At 46.2% G+C, this 19587-nt stretch carries 11 protein-coding genes; all 11 read right to left on the bottom strand.

Translation table 11 applies throughout. The features are described from left to right. Window positions 1-4: 4 nt before the first annotated feature. The 11 genes from rhaT to IE165_RS16775 all read right to left on the bottom strand — a co-directional run bounded on the left by rhaT (window position 5) and on the right by IE165_RS16775 (window position 19556). Window positions 5-1078: an L-rhamnose/proton symporter RhaT gene (rhaT, locus tag IE165_RS16825; RefSeq protein ID WP_189627812.1), complete on the bottom strand. Its 1074-nt coding sequence runs from the start codon at window positions 1076-1078 to the stop codon at window positions 5-7. A 118-nt stretch (window positions 1079-1196) separates the two neighbouring features. Continuing rightward, complete coding sequence (locus IE165_RS16820; protein ID WP_189627811.1) at window positions 1197-3542, bottom strand: DUF5703 domain-containing protein; 2346 nt, start codon at window positions 3540-3542, stop codon at window positions 1197-1199. Window positions 3543-3570: 28 nt separating this feature from the next. Beyond that, a complete protein-coding gene (locus tag IE165_RS16815; RefSeq protein ID WP_229826614.1) occupies window positions 3571-4989 on the bottom strand; it encodes a sialate O-acetylesterase in 1419 nt (472 codons plus the stop codon). A 33-nt stretch (window positions 4990-5022) separates the two neighbouring features. After that, window positions 5023-7041 (bottom strand): aceric acid hydrolase, encoded by a 2019-nt coding sequence (locus tag IE165_RS16810; RefSeq protein ID WP_189627810.1) that lies wholly within the window; start codon window positions 7039-7041, stop codon window positions 5023-5025. A gap of 23 nt (window positions 7042-7064) precedes the next feature. Continuing rightward, window positions 7065-10460, bottom strand: coding sequence for a glycosyl hydrolase (locus IE165_RS16805; protein WP_189627809.1), 3396 nt, complete (start codon window positions 10458-10460; stop codon window positions 7065-7067). Between the two features lie 7 nt (window positions 10461-10467). After that, entirely contained in the window at window positions 10468-13749 is a 3282-nt protein-coding gene (locus IE165_RS16800; RefSeq protein ID WP_229826613.1) for a glycoside hydrolase family 2 TIM barrel-domain containing protein, read from the bottom strand. Continuing rightward, window positions 13727-15886: an alpha-L-rhamnosidase-related protein gene (locus IE165_RS16795; RefSeq protein ID WP_189627808.1), complete on the bottom strand. Its 2160-nt coding sequence runs from the start codon at window positions 15884-15886 to the stop codon at window positions 13727-13729. The genes IE165_RS16800 and IE165_RS16795 overlap by 23 nt, the downstream gene beginning before the upstream one ends. 324 nt (window positions 15887-16210) lie before the next feature. After that, window positions 16211-16909, bottom strand: a complete 699-nt coding sequence (locus IE165_RS16790; RefSeq protein WP_189627807.1) for a nucleotidyl transferase AbiEii/AbiGii toxin family protein — start codon at window positions 16907-16909, stop codon at window positions 16211-16213. Then, window positions 16893-17402 (bottom strand): hypothetical protein, encoded by a 510-nt coding sequence (locus tag IE165_RS16785; protein WP_189627806.1) that lies wholly within the window; start codon window positions 17400-17402, stop codon window positions 16893-16895. Before IE165_RS16785 ends, IE165_RS16790 begins: the two co-directional genes overlap by 17 nt. 370 nt (window positions 17403-17772) lie before the next feature. Further along, complete coding sequence (gene fucP / locus IE165_RS16780) at window positions 17773-19071, bottom strand: L-fucose:H+ symporter permease (protein ID WP_189627805.1); 1299 nt, start codon at window positions 19069-19071, stop codon at window positions 17773-17775. Between the two features lie 32 nt (window positions 19072-19103). Then, window positions 19104-19556 carry a MaoC/PaaZ C-terminal domain-containing protein gene (locus IE165_RS16775; protein WP_189627804.1) on the bottom strand — a complete coding sequence of 151 codons (453 nt, stop codon included), beginning with the start codon at window positions 19554-19556 and terminating at the stop codon, window positions 19104-19106. Between the last annotated feature and the right edge of the window lie 31 nt (window positions 19557-19587).

Here is a 19587-nt window from a genome sequence, read left to right as displayed (position 1 = left end):
TTTATTATTCTAATGTTTTTGCAAATCCAACGATACAAATGGAGAGGATAATCGTGACGATACCGGCAATGATCGACGTGTATGTCGATTTATTGACCCCTTTCCACTCTTTCAAAATAACGCCCCACGCATTGGAAATTAAAATGATGAAAGCCATATGCAGGATCCAAGAGCTGGCACCGTTTCCGAGGCGGCTTTCGCCCATACCGTAGAAGAAGAACTGTAGATACCAAGTGGTACCCCCCAATGCACAAAGCAATAGATTTCGGCCAAGCGGCGCCGATGATTTTCCATAATCCGAAAACGTCTTATTCTTCGTTAATAGATAAAGACACCATACAACGTTTGTCGTAAAACCGCCCCACAAGATCACGATATATGTTACGTTGTTTTGGTAAAGAAATTCGCCCTGATTAGGGTTGGCTGCTTTCCAAAGTTCATTAGCCACATCGGCCATTGGCTTACCAGCCTCAATTCCAAAATTAAAACAAGCGCTTAAAATTCCTGAAACGATAGCCACCGCAATACCGATACCGAAATTAAAATCAGATTTCGTTTCTGCAGACAGATTGGCCAAGTTCTTTTCCTTCAGCATCCCGGCGCGTCCACATAGGTAGATGCCCACCACACATACGGAAAGACCCAACAACACGCACCGCCCAGCATCTGTCGTTAGGAAGTAGTCGATGCCTTGTTTTCCGACCGTTTCATGAAAGAAATAGTATATAGCGGGCATCAGGGAGCCAAAAACCATACTTAATCCTAGAATCACGCTGCTTCCTAGCGATACACCCAAGTAGCGCACACCCAGACCATATGTCAATCCACCTATGCCCCACAATAGTCCAAAAAGATAGGTATAACCCGTCGTTGATACACCTGCTTCCCGTATAATAGCTATAAAATTTGGAATGGTAAGATAGGCTGCAATCGGCGGCACGATGATCCATGAAAACAGACCACCTAAGATCCACATCGCTTCCCACGACCAACCTTTGACCTTTTTATAGGGTACGTAGAAGCTTCCGGATGCGAAACCTCCAATAAAGTGGAATATAACTCCCGCTAATGCATGCATAATTATGTGTTAAAATAAGATAGATTCATATTGATGCTCTAAGGTAACATGAAAAATGGGAAAAACTGTTATGCACTGTCATGCTAACACCTTTTACCTTTCTCGGTCCATCTATACCCTACATGTTGTATTCTTTTTCTTCCAGCATATTGACCACATCGCTCTTCCGCTCGACAGGGAACACCTGCAGTTCAATCAGCTTTCCGTTACGTAATTTTCCGCTTACCGTGGTTTGTCGACCAGCGTGCAGTTTGAAATCTACATCCCAGCCTTCTGGCCAAGCAGGGAACAATAAAATTTGGCTGTCCACCGTTTGCAGTAGCATTTCTTGGAGGCCAATCATGCCTGATCCCCCCCAATTATGGTCGGGCACCCAGTCGAATCCTGGACCCCAAAATGTCGGGAAACGGCGGTCGGCATTGCATAGCTTTAACAGGGTCAATCGCTTGGCTTCTACTGTCAGACCGAGACGAGCGGCAAAGATGTTATCCTGTTTCCAGCCCACATGGCTCCTAAACTTCTGCACATCAGGATCATGCCAATAGGTGTTTCTTGCCAGCTCGATATTTGGTAACCCCACACCATATATGCCCCAAGGAAATACCGGATAGAGTTGGGGTGCCTCCGTATTATTTATACGAGCCCATACTTGCGCAGGAGCCAGCATTGCTTTTCCATCCAATGTGCGCGTAGGCAATGGCGGTATCTTTTTGAGAAAGGATTCGAAATAGGCACGTTGTTTTTCTTCGAGGTCTTGAGCGGGCAAGGCGAGCATGCGTTTGGTCACTTGTTGCAGTGCTGCGATGGTGGTTGACGCGTTGTAAGCCATTTTATAGGTCTCTGCCGAGGATCCAGGATAAAAAACAAGATGACCATCCTGATCCAGTATTTTGCTTCCCCGTTGTCGCGCGCGATATTGATAATGCTCATCAAAGAAACGGATGCAGCTTTCTACAAAAGGTAGGTAGCCTTTGATCGACTGGCCTCCGTAGTTATGGGTTTCAAGCATCATCATACAAAACTCCAGTACCGTATCCCACTGATACTCCAACCAAGCGTTGTATTCCAGTCCCGGATCGAAATCCTGTGGCCGCTTCCAGTTATACTCAGCTGGATTAGGCAGCCCAAAATTTTCTAGCTGTTCGGTAAAGCTTGCGCCGGCATGCCCCCAGTAGACTTTAGATCGCCATTCGGCATTCCGTTGTATGCGCTGGTAAAACTTAAACTGCGCTTCCATCATATCGAAGTCTCCACTTTTCAGCATCGGCCAATACACCAAGCGTTGGTTCTGCGCGGTATGCGTCCCCCCGCCCCAATTTCGAAAGTCTGGTGTGAAGGTAAAGCTGCTTTCCACGCGAGAAGGATCATAGGTAAACAGTCCACCGTTAAACTTGGTTGGATATTCGCCGTAGGCGTTACAGGCTAGCATGTAGCGAAAAAGCTGATAGTTTCTCCCGACTTGCCATGCCGCGTCTGTGGTATTCTCAGCTGACGGATTGATGGCGATATAGCTGCGCGACCAAAAATTTGACCACCATTTTTCGGCCTTTTGTTTCACTTGACGCAACGTGCTCCATGCTTCAACCTGTTGTTCTACTTCCTTTTTCCAGTCGGTCAGCTCGGCAGCTTGGCGTACCAACAAAGTCGCCTGCAGCCGATGTATCGTGGATGCCTTCTTGCTTTTTAGGCGCCAGCCCATAAAGTCGGTGTCTAGATAGCGTCCGTGGTGATAGCCATCGAACAGCATATGCTGCCCCCGCAAGATGCCTCCCGAGATGAGGGGGTAGAGCGGATTGAAGAGCGAGTCTTTTACCGATTCCAGCTTTTGCTGTCCAACGACAATATCAAAGGCTGTTTCCGGTTTGTTTTGGTGAAAGAACAGCAGACCGTTGGATATTGCAGAGATGCTGTCCCGATGCGTTACCACCGGTTTCGGCGGCGCCCATTTCCACGAGTTGGCATTGTTTTCCTTTTTTTGCGGATAAAGATCTTTGTAGCGCCAATTTTCATAGGTTGCTACGAGCTCCACCTTCTTATCGGTTTTTAACTCAACATGCACATTGGGTGCGTGGACATCCACCCAAAGGAGCAACTCGGCTTTGACACCATTGCTCTGCCCGGCAATAACTACCTGCCCCTTCTCTAGCAGCAGTTCCTGCCGGAACGTTACGCCTTGAAATGGATTCGGTGATATGTTCAACCGCACACGTCCCAGTTTCAGTAAGGTATTATTTTCATCAAAAGCACCACTCTTGCCTAGGTAAAACAGGACATCGCCATTTTCTACCCACACATTCAGGCCGATATCGCCAGCACCTACAGGCATCGATTCCGATGAATTTTTACTTGGGCTTGTCCAACGAACGTTGTAATTTTCCCAAGCAAATGATTGCGCCTGCAAACGCTCAACAGGTGAGAGGAAGCATACGATAACAACAGAAAAACAATACAATATGAACTTCATGCGCACAGGGTTAAAACGACGTTTTGCATTACCAATCATCCGTACGAAACGAACTTACCGGAAGACCGTTAACACCAAATAAATCACCGACAACAAAATCTTTAAATGCGTAACGCACGGCTACAGGATGCAAGACACGCGGTGAAGAAGCCACAACTACTTTTCCTTGTATATGGGCTGTTGCCGGGTAAAAGACCTTATCTGCTCCGGCAATTTCAACTGTTGCAATTGGTTTGCCAAATGAGGTGAGCCCCAAGGGCGCATCTTGAAAACGAAGTACGGCCGTACTGCCATCAATGGAAAGGCTATCGAAGCTCGGGCTACGGTAAGCGACAGCGTCGAAGCCGTAATTACTGCCCAAAGCCAGTAAGGCTAAACGTTCGCCACCCTCCTTTTTGCGCGCAGGATGGATACAATTTTCTTCCCCTAAATCCAATGTCACGGCCATTCCACTATGTGGAATATGTCTTAAAGATTTCCGTTGCGCGTCGCGCAAATAGGCCGAATTGTATTTGGATCCAACATGAAATGGAGGTAAACTAGCATAATGGAAAGGTGCTATTTGCGTAAAATAAAAAGGCATCTCTTGCGCATTCCACAACGTTCGATACTTTTCTACCATGCGTGGAAAAAGATGTTCGTAAACATCTGGACGCTCATAATTAGACTCCCCTTGATACCATATCATTCCTTTTATTCCAAATCCTATCAGCGGATGGATCATGCCGTTATACAGCATAGTCGGCACGCGATTCTTATCTTTTAGTCCTTCTTCCTGCTGCGGTATCGTGATGTCTTGTTGATCGGCAAGCCAAGCGGCATCCATCCAAGCTTCTACATTGGAACCGCCATAACTGCTCACAATCAAACCTACAGGTACATGGAGTTGTTGCCGTAAGCGTTTTCCGAAGAAGTACGCCGTCGCACTGAAATTGGCGACCGTTTGCGGCCTTGCTACTTTCCATAAGGAAGGCTTACTATCCGCTGCCGGCTTCAGTTGTGTGTTTCGGGGAACGGTATATAAGCGCAATTGCTGATCTTCACTATCTAGTATCGCTTCGGTACTACCGACAATGGGCTGCGCAGGATATCCTTTCAAAGGCATCTCCATATTGGATTGACCAGCACACAACCAAACCTCACCTAGCCATACATCCGTTAGCGTGATATTCGTATCTGCTGAAATGCCGATCGTATACGGCCCTCCGGCCTTTGCTGTTTGCACATCTTGGCGCCATTTGCCTTCTTTATCAGCTTTCAGCTGATAGGCCTTATTATCCCAAGACGTGCGGATCTTAACGACAGATAAGGGTTTGGCCCAGCCCCAAATAGGCACCACTTTCTGCTGCTGCAAAACCATCCCATCGGTAAAGATAGCCGCGAGACGAATTTCAGCTTTCAATAATACCGACAAAAAAAGTAACTGAAGGGTTAGTAGATTTTTCACGCGAAACAGTTTAAAATTTTAGATGGACTTAGTTTATCGAACCGGAAGCCAAACGGACATATCGCCATGCTCCCGATTCCCCCAAGCAAAATACGGAATAAGCCGTACCGACACGGCTTTCTTTTCATCTTTAGACAGCTTACGGTATAGACTACTCCATTCCCCAGCATCGTCGGTATATGCCTTTCCTTCTAAGAATACCAAATCCTGTCCCAACACGGCATCATGAACCGGTTCAAATCGTTCTGCGGTCTTGATTTTTAATGCAAAAAGATCTTGTTCATCAGCTAAATCTGCTTGCTCCAGGCAATAAACGACAGGACCCCGTTTTACAGCTAACTGATTACGTGTTTCCTCGACCAATGGATTTGCCTCCATAAATTCCACCTCCATTGGCAGGTGTAGACTGAATTGGTCGCCTTTTTTTATTGGTTCTGCAATGATCGCATATCCTTTTTCCATTTTAAAAGCGGTCGGTTGGTTGTTTTTCTTTATTTCGGCAGTAGATGCCCAACCCGGAATGCGAAATTTCAACCGGTAATCGCGAGGGACTTCCTCTACGGTAAAAGTGGCGTCACCATCCCAAGGATAATTGGACTGCTGTTTAATCTTAATGGCTTTACCTTGAATATTTGTATTCAACACGTTGCCGCCATAGAGGTTCACCCAAACTGTATTTTCGGACAGACCGTATGCGTAATTGGCGACCTCTGCAATTGTCCGTACAACATTCGGTGGACAGCAATTCGAAAGCGAAATATAGGGCACACGTTTTTTCGACCAGCGCTGTTGAAACGGCAAAGCATTGGAGAAGCTAAGTGGATTGGTATACAGAAATTTATCACCGTCCAAACTTATACCGGACAGCACCGAATTATAGAGCGCCAACTCCAATACATCCATATATTTGGCATCGCCTGTCAAGTTGGTCATGCGCCAGTTCCACAGCATATTTCCAATATTGGCACAAGTTTCGTTATGTGCGGTCAAATTAGGAAGCTGATAGTCGCGACCGAAAGCTTGATGTATCTTTTGCACTTCCGCTGGATCGTAGGATGTACCATCAGGGGAAGTACCGTCATACAAGGCACCCAATCCACCTGTGATGTACATTTTATGTTGCACGACATCATTCCAAATATTAAAAAGTCGATTACTCAATGTGGTATCCTGCAATTCGGCACAAAGATCGGCTACGCCAGCATACAGATAGCTCGCGCGGACGGCATGTCCCATTGCTTTATTTTGCTCGCGGAAAGGAATGCGATCCTGGTTATCATCCGTTCCGTCTGCAATCTCGCCTTTAATATCCACCAAATGTTTAGCTAACTCGAGGTATTTCGGCTCTTTGGTCGTCCGGTAGAGTTCGACTGTGCCCATGTAGTGCGAAGGGCAGATAGCATTGCGTGCCAAGGTTGGATTGGATTTTTTATAGAATCCATACAGGTAGTCGGCCGCTTTTATGGCAATATCCAGTAGATCACGCTGCCCCGTGACGCGATAGTGGATACATCCGGCAGTCATCAAATGTCCAATATTATACGACTCAAAGCTCAGCCGATCCTGAAATTCGATGTTCGTTCCAGCATTGCGCTGATCGATCGTTGCCTTGGTATAGATATAGCCATCGGCGCGCTGCGCTTTAGCAATGACCGGGATCACCTGATCGATCATCTGCAACAGCTTCTTATCTTTCGTCTGTGCATAGAGTGCGCAAACGGCTTCCAACGTTTTGTAAAAATCGCCATCGTGGAAGGAAGGGCCTTTGTGCTCGCCTTGTTCAATTCCAGCGGCGATTTCAAAATTCCGATAAGCGTGGCTGATATCTGCCCGCGTGTAAACCTCCCACAGATTGGGCACCATGTGCTGGTAGCATGTTGCCGTCCGATCGGCCCAAAATCCTTTTGTCCAGGTTACATCGCCCATATCCACAGCCTTCTGTAGCGCAAATGGGCTAGAACTCGTGTTGGTTATCGCACGCTCCTGCGCGGACAGTCCCTTGCTTAAACAGAGCAGCGCAAGGCCTATACCGTATATTTTTTTATTGATCATTTTTATCCTTCCCTGTAAAAAATCTATTTTTCCCCTTTTTCAAACCAAAGCAACTGCACATCTCCTGCTAATCCCGCCGGTTGTAACGCTTTCAGAAATTTTGGCGTCGCCGTCGTCTGTATCATCTGCTGCTCGGCCTTGCCACTTTCTTCATAGCCAAATCGATTGCCCCAAGTATGATAAACGTTGATTTCCAATAGATTTTCACCTTTTTTCAAGTAATCAGTGACATCCATCTCATAAGGTTTTGCCCAAATTACGCCCACTTCCTTTCCATTCAATAGTACTTCGGCCATACCTTCTACATCCGCTAAGCGAAGTACTACGCGCTTGTTTTTTATTGTATTGGACTGTTTAAAGCGCAAGGAATAGGTTCCTTTGCCCGCATGGTAGCGAATCGCTTCTTCATCTGACTCCGTCCAAAATGCAGGAACTCCCTGTTCCATTACTTTGGCCTCTTGCCCTTCGAGCTGCAGTGTCCACTTGCCCTTTAAAGTTTCGGCCCGTTGTTCTTTCCAAACCGGCAGATCTAGCTGTTTGTCGCTCAAGAGTATAAACAACGATTGATGAGGAGCAAAATCTATGGAAACGGCAATACGGCCATCGTCATTTCTTGTTTCTATAGCACGTATTTTATCACTTACCGCATCATACAAATAAATATGGGCCGCTTTTCTGCGGAAAGAAAGCGCTACTTCACGCGCTGAACTATCCTGATTGCTCAAGAAATAGCTGTCGATTCCATCTAAATGTCGGTGGTTCCAAGCAATCGTTTCGTTCTTCTTGCTGTCGATAATCAGATCTTCCGCAATACCTAACGCGTTAAAATCGCTTCCTTCATAGGCGCCTAAATAAACCTTTCCTTTCCCCAGGCTTTTGACCTGCAAACCATGATCTGTATGCATCTCATCAAATAAGCGTCCCAATAGCGTCTGAAAAGCAGCTGAATCCGGTGCTGTCACAATTCCATTGAGTTTGCTGGGCTTGGTTTGGAACAAGATCGTCGCTCCAGCTTCCACCAAATCGGCAAATTTCGAAAGCACGGCCAGTGAGCTCGCTTCCGGGTTCGGATTCAACAGGTGCTTACCCGGCACGACCAATAGCTTGTAGGCAATATGGTCTGAAAACTGGATTGCACCATCAACCACTTTTGCGCCCTGTAGCAATGCATGTGGGTTAAAAGAATCATACGCATATCCGCGTAGCGGATCTATCCAATCTACCGGATTGTACATATTAGCGGAGGTCGTCACGCTTGCTATTTTCTGCAAAGGTTGTCCTTCGTTGGCCAATTTTGTAGCCGTACGAGCGACACGATCTGCACCAATGATGCCGGGCAATACGTCGGCCAATCGATCGGGCAAAAGCGCCCTTCGTGGTATTTCTTCGCCGATAAATACCGCCACATCACGCACCGGCTTACCTTGTTGAAGCAACTGCTGGGTACGGATGGCATAATTAACCCAAGCTTTGGCCGGCTTCCACCAGATTTGATCGCGCTGGAAGTAAGTCCCCACGCCGTCCAAGGTCATGCCGGGCTTGCGATCCATCCAGGGGTTGTGCACATACACATGGTAAGCCAAATTATTTACGCCCAAGGCATAGTTTAGATCCTGCACGGGCTTTAGTAACCGTGGGTGCTCGTCCCACTGCATCCGAATCTGCGTAAACGCTTCGGACATCACGACATTCTTGCCGTAAATATGTGCACCAGATACGGCATCCAATACATCGTTGGGTTTATCGTGCGACGGGCTTCTGAACCAAAATTCGCCCATGGTGCGATCGGTTAAACTAAAATGGGAAAGCCCATCACTGGTCATGACGGGAGCCGTCGTTTCCGCTGTAAGTTCCACGCCATATTTATCTGACATTCGGCGCAAGGTTCCAAAACCTTTGTCCAGCAATAAAGCAGCAATTGTCTCGCGATAGTCGTGCAAAAATGCTTCGGAGGCTTCCACACTGTTTACGACATAGCCCGCCAGCACAGGCAAATAGTCTTGCAAGGCATAACCGTTTCGTTTTTTAAATTCTTCAGGCATGCGCTTTGTCCAGTTTTGGCTTCCCGATTCCCAAGAATCGATATGAAATACCGTCAGTACCTCTTTCGACAAGCTCGGCTCCACAGCTTGCTTTGCCTTTCCATACCATTGTTCGAACTGAAAGGCCACGACTTCGGCATCGAGCTTATCACACTCCAATCCTTTTCCGGCACCGGCAGTTTCATTTTTGTGACCGGTACTGGTATGCCCTACGCGAAGAATTTTCCATAATCCTTTCGGTAAATCCAGTTCTATTTCGCCACTGGCGGATGGTGCAGGAAGTATCCGAACGTCTTGTGCTTGGATAATTTTTTCTTTCGGGATATCGGTAGGCGATGTGGGTAGCGAAACGCGCCAGATCTCGCCCGTTTTTCCTTCAAACTGATTGATCTTGGCTTCTTCAAAGAGCGTAATGCCCAACAGCTTCAACGAAGCCTTCCATTTGCCGATATCCAGATCTTCTGCTCCCGGCTGCGAGCCTTTGGGGTCATACACGAAACGGTAGAATTTCGCCTTCGTTTGCGGCAAGGTATGCGTAACGCCATTGTCCCAATCGAGCCAACCCATCCGAGGCGATTGCAGCTGCGTCAGCAGTTTGAAGTCTTTACCATTTTCGCTCACCAAAACCTGTAAGCGGTTTGCTTGGTAATTCGATGCGTTCCACTCGATCTTGAGTGCATTTGCTGCAAAAGGTTCGTCAAACTCATATTGTATCCAGCCCGGTTGGGAGCTTGCAAAATGTTGCTTGTTTCCTTTAGTAGCCAAGCGCTGCAGATCTTCGCCATAGCTATTGCTCACCTTGGGTATATTGGTCTCGCTACTTTTGTACCGCTGTCGCTGCGAGATGGCATATAGCTTGATGTCTTGATAATAACTTTCATTTCGCTCAGGATCGGGTAACCTGATACGTACTTTGGACGATCCATCGATCGAGACAACCGTATCTGCTGCCACAATCTTCTGCATAGACTTATCTGCTGTAATCCAAGGACCTCCAGCCGTTGCAAAACCATCGTTTGGAAAAAGCGCAATCTTAATATTGTATTTCTTTGCTTCGCTTACCAAATAGCGGAACATTTCCCACCATTCGGGCGTCAACGTTTCGATAGCCGGTTCGAACAAGGGTGGATCGGTCTTTCCTTTGATGGGCGTAAAGTACGCCCCTGCAATATTATTTGCCGCCATGGCTTGCAAATCCGCCGTAATGCCTTCTTTGGAGTAGCTGGCATGCATAAAATACCAAACGACCCAAGGTTTTGCCTGTTGATAGGACTGCTCGTCCAAGGCGATCAGCGAGGCCGGAATACCTTTAATCTGCGCATTAAGCGTCGATATGCAACACAGCAGACATCCCAGTATATAGCTTTTTATCTTCATGGGTAACTTACTTTTTGCCTACTTCAAATGGTTTCAAACGGAAAGAATACTGATAATCTTTAGCAGGAATCTGATATTTCTCTAAAGGCTGCGATACATCTGTCCACGTATCATTTCCTCCTATGCCCATCTGCAGGTAATCAATATTTAACGTAATGCGGCTCTCCTTCTTCAACTTATACCAGTGTTTTATCTGGCTGATCTGCGCTTGTGAAAAAGGCCAAGCGCTCATTTGCAAAGGCTGTTTGCCCGTTACCATCAGACCATACTTTTTGTTTTGCAGGCTAAACCAGCGGACATCCATTCGGTTTCCGTTTTCCTGCGGATACAGGTAGGGTTCCATAAAATCGTCGATGTTGCTACTGTAAACACCTAAATCAAAACCATAGGCCCTATCGGCGTAATTTTCCAAGGCGCCCAATCCGTAATATTGGATACTGTCAAACTGCGGATTAATGCCGAGTTGCATCCCGACCTTTGGAATGTTGGGCAGCTGCGCTGTCGTATGCAAGCGATAATCGACGCCGACAGTTCCGTCCTTATAAACCGTATAGCGCACATGTAGCTGTGCAGAATCCCCAGACAAACGGTAGCGGCTTTCCACGCTCATGCTGTCAGCATGTTCCTTTACGGCTATATCTTCGAACGAAACAGGATTGTACCAATATTTAAGTTTCAGTTGCGGCTTCCATCCACGGCGGTCGTTGTCGGTTGCTGGTCGCGTAAAATTAGGCAGCAAATCGCCGTTTACAACCGTCTCGTTCTTATAAACAAATTGTGTCAATGCGCCCGATTTTTTGCTAAAAGCGGCCTCGAAATCTTGCCCTAATACGCGATATAGACTATCTTGCTGTTGCAGCTGCAAAGCTTTGCCTTTATTCTTCGTTACCGTTGGCCAACCTTGCACTTCCTGCCAACGGAGCTGGCTAGAGGAAACTACAAAACCTTTAGCCGCCCAAGCGGCATTTTCTTTCAACCGAAATTGCACATCCAACTGGTACTCTTTTTCCGCTACCCGTTTTATGGGAATATACGGAAGCAGATCCATTTGCAGGCTATCGCCGGCAGCAAGGTTGATGGACGGTAGGTTGATCTCACGCACAACGCTTCCGTTCTCGCGGACCTGCAATACTGCTTGGTAATGATCCAAGTTCAACAAACTAGAGCGGTTCTTTATCGTTATGCGTGCGTTCTCCGGTTCCAGCAGAGTTACCTCGGCTGCTTGGTATATGCGCCTATTTTCATACATCGCCGCTTTGGGTCTGTTCCAAGCATCGACGATGCCGTTCAAACTAAAGGATCCATTGTGTACCTTTTCACCAAAATCGCCGCCATAAGCCAGTACCTTCCCATAGACGGAATCTTCGCGAACAAGCGCTTGGTCTTTGTAATCCCAAATAAAGCCGCCGATGAGTCGCGGATGTGCACGGAAGATATCCCAAAAGTCCTTGATGTTTCCCGTGGAGTTTCCCATAGAATGGGAGTACTCAACAAACAAAATAGGTCGCTTATCGCCGTTTTGCTGGTTCAGCAAAAGTTCCGGAGTAAATATACCCGGGTAAAAACGCGATACGATATCCACGTAATACTGATCTTTATTATTTTGCAGACGATGGGCATGATCATTAGATTTTGGATAACGCGGATCCGAAGGATCGATATAGTCCGGAAGCTGATGACTTCCCATGCCCGGTTCATAATGTACCGGTCGGGTGATATCAAAATCGTGGATCCAAGCAGCCATTGCCGCAGTCGTAGGCCCGCGTCCGGACTCATTGCCCAACGACCAGATGACGATCGATGGATGATTCTTGTCGCGCTCTAGCATCCGCGTTACACGCTCCATATGCGCGGCAAGCCAAACCGGATCATTCATTAATTTACCCCCAAGACCATGTGTTTCCAGATTGGCCTCGTCCATCACCATCAGTCCATATCGATCGCACAACTCGTAGATGTACGGATCATTGGGATAATGCGAGGTGCGGATGGCGTTGAAATTAAACTGTTTGATTTGCCGGATATCGGCCTCCATGTCTTCACGCGTCAAAGCCTTCCCCCGCTCGGGGTGATGGTCATGCCGGTTTACGCCATAGAGATAGGTTTCTTTACCGTTGATGAGCAGCTTTCCATTTTTTGGGGAGAAGGCGATATCGCGGAAACCGACGACACAGCTCTTCGCTTCCAAGAGCTTATTGTCTTTATCGTAGAGGCTGAGCACCAAGGTGTACAGATTCGGATCTTCGGTCGACCATTTCTTTGGATTTGAAATCGTAGTTTCCAGTAGCCCAAACTTCACGTTATCCAATCGTGGATAGATCTCATTAAAGATCTGATCGGCGTCCTTTTGGAGATCTTTCTTTAGAAGCGGACGATTTGTGGCATCATAGAGTTGCGCTTTGACGACAAAGCCGCGGATGCTATCTCCGGAGAAGTTATCGATCTTCGGGCGTAAAGAAAAAATGGCATCTTGGTGGTTTTCATCCAGTTTCGCCTGCCAATGAAAATCAGCAATACGCACCTTCGGCTCGGCCATGAGAAACACCTCCCGGTGTATGCCGCTCATGCGCCAATGATCCTGATCTTCCAGATAAGAAGCGTCGCTCCAGCGGATCACCTGCACCGATATCCGGTTCTTACCGGCATGCAGATAGGGTGTTACGTTAAATTCTGAAGGCAGGCAGGAATCTTCGGCATAGCCGACGTACTTATCATTCACCCACAGATGATAGGCAGAGATCACACCACCAAAATGCAAGGTGATATTCATCCCCTCCCAATTTTTAGGCAGTTCGAAACTGCGCTGATAAGATCCTACAGCATTGTAGTCTGTCGGTATTCTTGGCGGATCGATGGGTTGAAAAGGATAAACCGCCGATCGGTAAATCGGAATATCGTAGCCCTTCATTTCCCAATTGGAGGGCACCTGAATTTTGTCCCATCCCTTGACTTCATGCAAATGGAAGTCTTTAGGCGCATCGGCAGGTTTGAAGACAAATTTAAAATCCCATTCGCCATTAAGGAACAGTAACCTATCGTTGTTTGCTCGATCGTTTTTGAGCGCTGCCTCTACCGATGCATAGGAATAGGCCGTTGTGCGTGCGGGATCTCGGTTGATGGAGGTAATCATGGGATTTTCCCACGCAGACGCAATTACGCCATCCGGCACCGGTGGAATAACGGCCGGCTTCCCATCGACTGTTTGTGCCCGCGAGGAAATGCTAAGCGCTAGCAAGCTGAAGATACTTGCCAAATACACCGATAAACTACGCTTCATAATCCACTTCATAGCTGATTCCTTTTTTCAATTCCACGCTGTACGTATCATTTTCCAGTTTCTTTACTGTTCCCTGTTTGCATCGTGGCAAAACCTTACTTTTGATGTGCAGCGTCCCCGTTCCGATGGGTGATTGCACCTTGATTTTCTTTTTAGATACATGGATTGCTATATCGCCTTGAGGTGTTGGCACTTTCCCTTCCATCCATTCCAAGGAAGCCAAATAAGGTTCGATCGTATATTTTTCGTAACCTGCGGCTGTAGGCGTTACGCCCAAATAATATTTCCCTAATAGGTATATCGGGCTAGCGCCCCACGAATGGCAAAGACTTTTTCCAAATTCGCGTCCATACATCGCATAATGCTCTGCGCCTTTTTTGTCGGGATTGTACTCTTCCCAAAAGGTCGTTGCTCCCAGTTTTAACATCCCACCCCAATATTTTTTCATTTCCTTCATCACATAATCCTTCTCTCCGAGCGCACAAAGTGCTTCCAGCTCATAGTAGCGCATGTAGGGAGTCATGATCTTTTGAATGGCATCGTTCAACAATACCTTATCCTTTACCGCTGTCCGCTGCGCCTCAGAAAGGTAATCGAAAAATATCGCAAACATATTGGTGTAGCGCGTTACATTACCGGTTTGCTTACCATCGATCCGGCTATGGGCAAATGCGCCTTTTTGTTCGTCCCAGTAATAATCGAAAATCTTGGTTTTTAATTTTGTTGCTTCCTTTGCGTAGTGCTTCTGATCGTCCTGTTGCCCAATCAAGTCAGCACAGAGCGTCATGGTTTCCAAGCTACGGCATAGCAGCAACTGCTCGAAACTGACTTCGCCTTGTTTGCTTAATCCATCGGCCCAATCAATAAACACCCAGTCGCCCGAAAGCCCTTGCATCAAGCCGTCGGCATTTCGACGATCCAAACAAAACTGCATCAGTGATTGCATGCGCGGGTAAATACTCGCAATAAACTCTTTATCGCCCGTATATTGGTAATAGTCGTAGATACTCAAAAACCAATAAAAGGTGTAATCCATAATGGTGTTGATATGGCTCACGGTAGGCTCTTTTCCGCGCAGCGCCAAAATGGTACGCTTTACCGTTTCCGAATCAAAACCCAGATAGTAGTTCATGGCGTAGGACTGGTAAGCATCGCCACTCCATATCCAGCGATCACGCTTAATTCCATCGATATAAAACTCTCGAGAGGTAAGCTCCATCGTATATTTGGCTACTTCCCAGATCTTGTTTAGCTCTTCGTCTGAACTTTTGAATGCACCGCGGTCTTCTACCGGAAGGTATTCATACTCCATCGAAACCTTATCAAATGATACATTGCCTTTAGATTCGATGTATACGTAACGGAATGCCTTCGACAAATCAAGCGTGCTATCTTGTGCAGATTGCTGGTTGATGCTGAGCAGATCCAGTGTTTCACAAGTCGCCGTAGCCAGTGCTTCCTCCTTGGATTCGCCATAGTAAATATTTAGCTCTCCGTTTCCGTTTAATTTATGTAGCGTTAGAAAACCAAAGGTATTTTTGCCAAAGTCTATGAGCGTTCCTTTGCCTTGCGTTGTGCTGGCTACGGATTCCTCGTGGCGCGTGGGCAGCTTGAACGTCGATGGTCGCTGGGCAGCTTGATCAAAATTCCAGTAGCCCGCCTTTACATAGGTGGTGCCGGATTGATCGGAAGCTTTCCCGGTTTCATCGATCCACTCTTTATCTTCAAAAGTCACTAACCAGTCCTTATCGGTTTTGACCTGTTTACCTTCGACAAACAGTGCCGGAACCTTCGCCTGATTATACACCTTGACATTGATTTTTTGCTTTCCTTTGTCCAGCTTTACACGGGTAGGCATGCCGGGAAGCATCTTGCCGTTTACTTTTACGTTGTATTTGCCTTCGGCATAGATAGCAATCTCCTCTTCTTGCTGCAGATCGAATTCTTTATGAAATTCGACCAAAACGTAATGGCTATCCATTTTCCAAAAAGGCGGAAAAAAGGTACCTCGTTCTGTTCGCCTGTTTTGCATGTCATTGCTTAGCCATACTTCAAAATCGCCCGGATACCAGATCCAGGTACCGCTTTGCTGCGCAAATAAAAAGATGGCCGTACACACGAAACCTAGGGTTAAGATTATTTTTTTCATTCCGATGTCTTGTTTGTCAAGGGTAAGTGCGTGATCACGGTTTTATTTTTGAACAATGAACATACGTATTGTCTCAGTTAGCAGTCCTATTTGCTTATCGATTGATGCACGATACCAACTACAAACATACCGGAAAAGGCTATTTTGTATTTATAATATTTTCTCCAGGTATTATAAGATATTGCCATGCGCAACGCTACCGTGGGAGATAGGAGAGCAAATATCTACAACAAAAACAGCGCGTTTATCGGTAGACGTTAAACTCAAATCAGGATAGACAAAATTGATTTAATTTTCGTTTTTCTAATCAGATAATACCTCTTCTTAGTTGTCCATCGATTTGTTTAGCCAATTTTTTATATTCTCTATGATTATTGAAGTTTGTGGGCGGATATTTCCACGCTCCACGTGGCTATCTATCCATTCATAAATATGAGGATTGTCCATGAGTGCTGAGAATTCAGCGACGAGATATGCTTTTACTCCATCATCACAAGTTTCCAATTCCTCCCACAGTTTTTCTCTGTTTTCCAATACAAAGACAATGTCTTCAAAATCATGGCTCAATCGGCCATCTCCACCGCCGCGTCCTTTGAAAGCTTCCAGTTTTGTTGCGAGAAAATAGGGGGCAGTCAAAATTCGGATTGTCTGATCATCATCAAGCGTATAATTTTCGGCATGTTCATAACCCTTTGGATACCATTTATTATGGAATCCTATAGATGGATCATCTGTGGGCATAATGTCCACGATGATACCTCTGATTTTGAATCGACAGATTACCCCCGATTCGACATCATTTGAAAAACCGATCTCTCTCAGCCGCTCTTCCAATTGCTGGCGCTGTTTGTAGTTAAGTATCTCGACAATCACATCAATATCATCAGTCGGCCTCACTTCAAAGACAGGTCGGTCGGCATATAAAGATATTGTAGCTCCTCCTACGAAGACCGCATGGTGACGTAACTCTTGTAGCGCATTATTTACGGCTTTGATCCGTACGATATTAGTATGATTTGACATGGGCTAATCGTTCTTTCAACTCTTTTTCTGCAATGGCTTTTTCACGAAGTTTGCCCACCCTGATCACATCCACTAGGGCTAGCAATCGGTATAGTTCTTCATCTTCCGCTATGGCTTTAACCTGATTGGCGTAGAAAGGTTCTATGGCCTGCCCCAACACTGAGCCGGAAGAAGACGGCCAGACATAAGCTTGTTCGCTACTGATAAAAGACTGCATAAAGGGATGTGAATGTGCTGTAGGCACACCCCTGGTCAATATTCCTACATGTGCCGGAAACACATATTTTATGCCGTGAATAAGAAACTCCAGCAAATTCCCCCGATGGACGTTGCGCTTCTCGAAATCAATCAAATTGGCATATACACTTCTTTCCAATGATTCAGAAACCTCTGAATTGCTGACATACAGCGAATTGGCTAAATCTTTTAGATACCAATCATTGCTATACATTGTTGTGATCTTGAGCAGGATAACGATATCCTGTGGTCTCATGCCGTTATGTTTGCGCCCCATGGAATAAAGATAATACTTTGTTTTGCAATTTGCAAATCGCGAATTGCAAAACGACCATCCTAGTATTACACCTTAAGATTAAGACTTAAAGCTGATGTATCGAAACAAGACCATTTTACCGATACGGCCTTTTCTATATATCTATATCATCTTTGGCCTGTGGCATTTTTAAAGCCCAGTTCATCGAGGATCAATACTCCCTAAATAATCACGCCACAAATGACGCGCTTTTTCTTTGGGAGTTTTTGAAAAAACCGATTTTTCGTAAAAACACAAAATCCTGCAAACAGCACGTTTGCAGGATTTTGTAAGTTTTGACTTCAAGTCTGGCAGCCTTATTTGGGCTTAACTACCGAGAATGTAATGTTGCACTCGGCTTTGATCCTTTTAGGGCATACCACAGGATGACAGCGTAACAGATCAGCGGTACGATATATCCGACCTGTGTATTGTCCTTGGCCATATCGATAATTCCTCCTGTCAGGAACGGGAATATAGCGCCGCCGACGATAGACATGATCAGCCATGAAGATGCCTGTTTGGTGTCTCTCCCTAACCCCACAATTCCCAGAGAAAAGATCGTCGGAAACATAATGGACATAAAAAATCCCAATCCGCCTAGTGCATATAAAACGACCATGCCGGAACCAAATATGGCAACCGCAGCCAAAAAGATAGATATGCATGCATACAAGGAAAGGAGCCGGCTTGCTGTGGTATAACGTAACAAAAACGTACCCACAAAACGACCCGCCATAAATAGCAAGCCATATACCCCCAAATAGTAACCGGCCGTTTTCTCATCTACGCCCGCACCTTGCTGCGCCATCCGGATAAAGAAGCTAGTTACACAAACCTGTGCACCGACATAGAAAAATTGTGCCACGACGGCAAAGGCAAGATGCCGATGCTTAAGGGCCGAAAAAAAGCCTGTTTTCTGTATGGTTCCACTTTCTTCTTCTTTTATTTCCGGCAGTTTAACGAATACGAAGATCAGCGCAATCAATAGCAATACCGCCCCTAAAATAAGATAGGGCAATTTCACGGACGAGGCTTCTTCGGCGAGGTAAGTCAGGCGTGTTGTTTCCGTCATGGCATCCATCTGCTCTGCCGAATAACTTCGCCCGGATAGGATAAACACGGTTCCGATTATTGGCGCCATCATAGCCGCCAAACCGTTGAACGAGGCCGCCAGGTTTAATCGATGTGTGGCGGAACTTGCCGGACCTAAAACAGCCGCATAAGGATTGGCTGCTGTTTCCAAAACAGCCAGCCCGCAGCCGATGATAAACAGGGCGATAAGAAAAAGTTCATACATCCGCATGTTTGCCGCAGGAATAAAAAGAAAAGCACCAAGCGAGAAGGCAAGCAAACCAATAATAATGGATGCTTTATATCCCCATTTTCGCAACAGAAAGCCGGCAGGCAGCGCCATCACAAAGTAAGCGAAGAACACCGAGGTGTCTACCAATGCGGATTGGCTATTGTCCAGTTCGCAGGCTTTCTTCAAATGTGGAATAAGGACACCATTTAAATTATGTGCAATTCCCCACAGGAAAAACAGGCAGACTACCAGTATAAACGGGAAAAGATAGCCTTTCGATGGATGGTGACCAACGGTTGTGGGCTCATTCGTATGGATATGCATAAGTTGGGTTCGATAGTAACTATTAAAAGATGCTAGGAAACTGCTTCTTTGCGTTTCGCCAGTAAAATATGATCAGCCACAAGCACGACTTCGCCGTGTTGGTTAATTATTTCCACATGCTCCACTACGGTTCCAAAAGCTGGATTTTTAGCATCTGATTTTTCGGAAATGGTGACCTCGGCATGGATGGTATCACCGATGAATACGGGCTTGACGAAACGTAGACGATCATACCCTTTAGAAAAAGCCTCTGGGTTAATGACCGAGGCCGTCAAGCCTATACCAATAGCGAATATCATGGTGCCGTGCGCGATACGCTGTCCAAAGGGCTGTGTTTTGCACCATTCGGCATCCATATGGTGCGGAAAGAAATCGCCGGTATGGCCGGCATGAACGACAAAGTCGGTTTCCGTTATCGTGCGGCCCAAAGTGACGCGTTTATCTGTTAAGCTGTAATCTTCAAAAAAAATAGATTCAAAATGCATGTCTTTTAAATTAAAAAGTAAAAATCAAAAA

It is taken from the genome of Sphingobacterium griseoflavum (genome assembly GCF_014653155.1).
Taxonomy (GTDB): Bacteria; Bacteroidota; Bacteroidia; order Sphingobacteriales; family Sphingobacteriaceae; genus Sphingobacterium; species Sphingobacterium griseoflavum.
Note: the sequence above shows the minus strand (reverse complement) of the source record. Positions and strands in the feature narration are given on the sequence as shown.

What these genes read in the sequence shown, in the direction of transcription:
- IE165_RS16775 (WP_189627804.1), bottom strand. Translation starts at nt 19,556, where the DNA reads ATGCATTTTGAATCTATTTTTTTTGAAGATTACAGCTTAACAGATAAA.
- fucP (WP_189627805.1), bottom strand. Translation starts at nt 19,071, where the DNA reads ATGCATATCCATACGAATGAGCCCACAACCGTTGGTCACCATCCATCG.
- IE165_RS16800 (WP_229826613.1), bottom strand. Translation starts at nt 13,749, where the DNA reads ATGAAGTGGATTATGAAGCGTAGTTTATCGGTGTATTTGGCAAGTATC.
- IE165_RS16795 (WP_189627808.1), bottom strand. Translation starts at nt 15,886, where the DNA reads ATGAAAAAAATAATCTTAACCCTAGGTTTCGTGTGTACGGCCATCTTT.
- rhaT (WP_189627812.1), bottom strand. Translation starts at nt 1,078, where the DNA reads ATGCATGCATTAGCGGGAGTTATATTCCACTTTATTGGAGGTTTCGCA.
- IE165_RS16820 (WP_189627811.1), bottom strand. Translation starts at nt 3,542, where the DNA reads ATGAAGTTCATATTGTATTGTTTTTCTGTTGTTATCGTATGCTTCCTC.
- IE165_RS16805 (WP_189627809.1), bottom strand. Translation starts at nt 10,460, where the DNA reads ATGAAGATAAAAAGCTATATACTGGGATGTCTGCTGTGTTGCATATCG.
- IE165_RS16790 (WP_189627807.1), bottom strand. Translation starts at nt 16,909, where the DNA reads ATGTCAAATCATACTAATATCGTACGGATCAAAGCCGTAAATAATGCG.
- IE165_RS16785 (WP_189627806.1), bottom strand. Translation starts at nt 17,402, where the DNA reads ATGAGACCACAGGATATCGTTATCCTGCTCAAGATCACAACAATGTAT.
- IE165_RS16810 (WP_189627810.1), bottom strand. Translation starts at nt 7,041, where the DNA reads ATGATCAATAAAAAAATATACGGTATAGGCCTTGCGCTGCTCTGTTTA.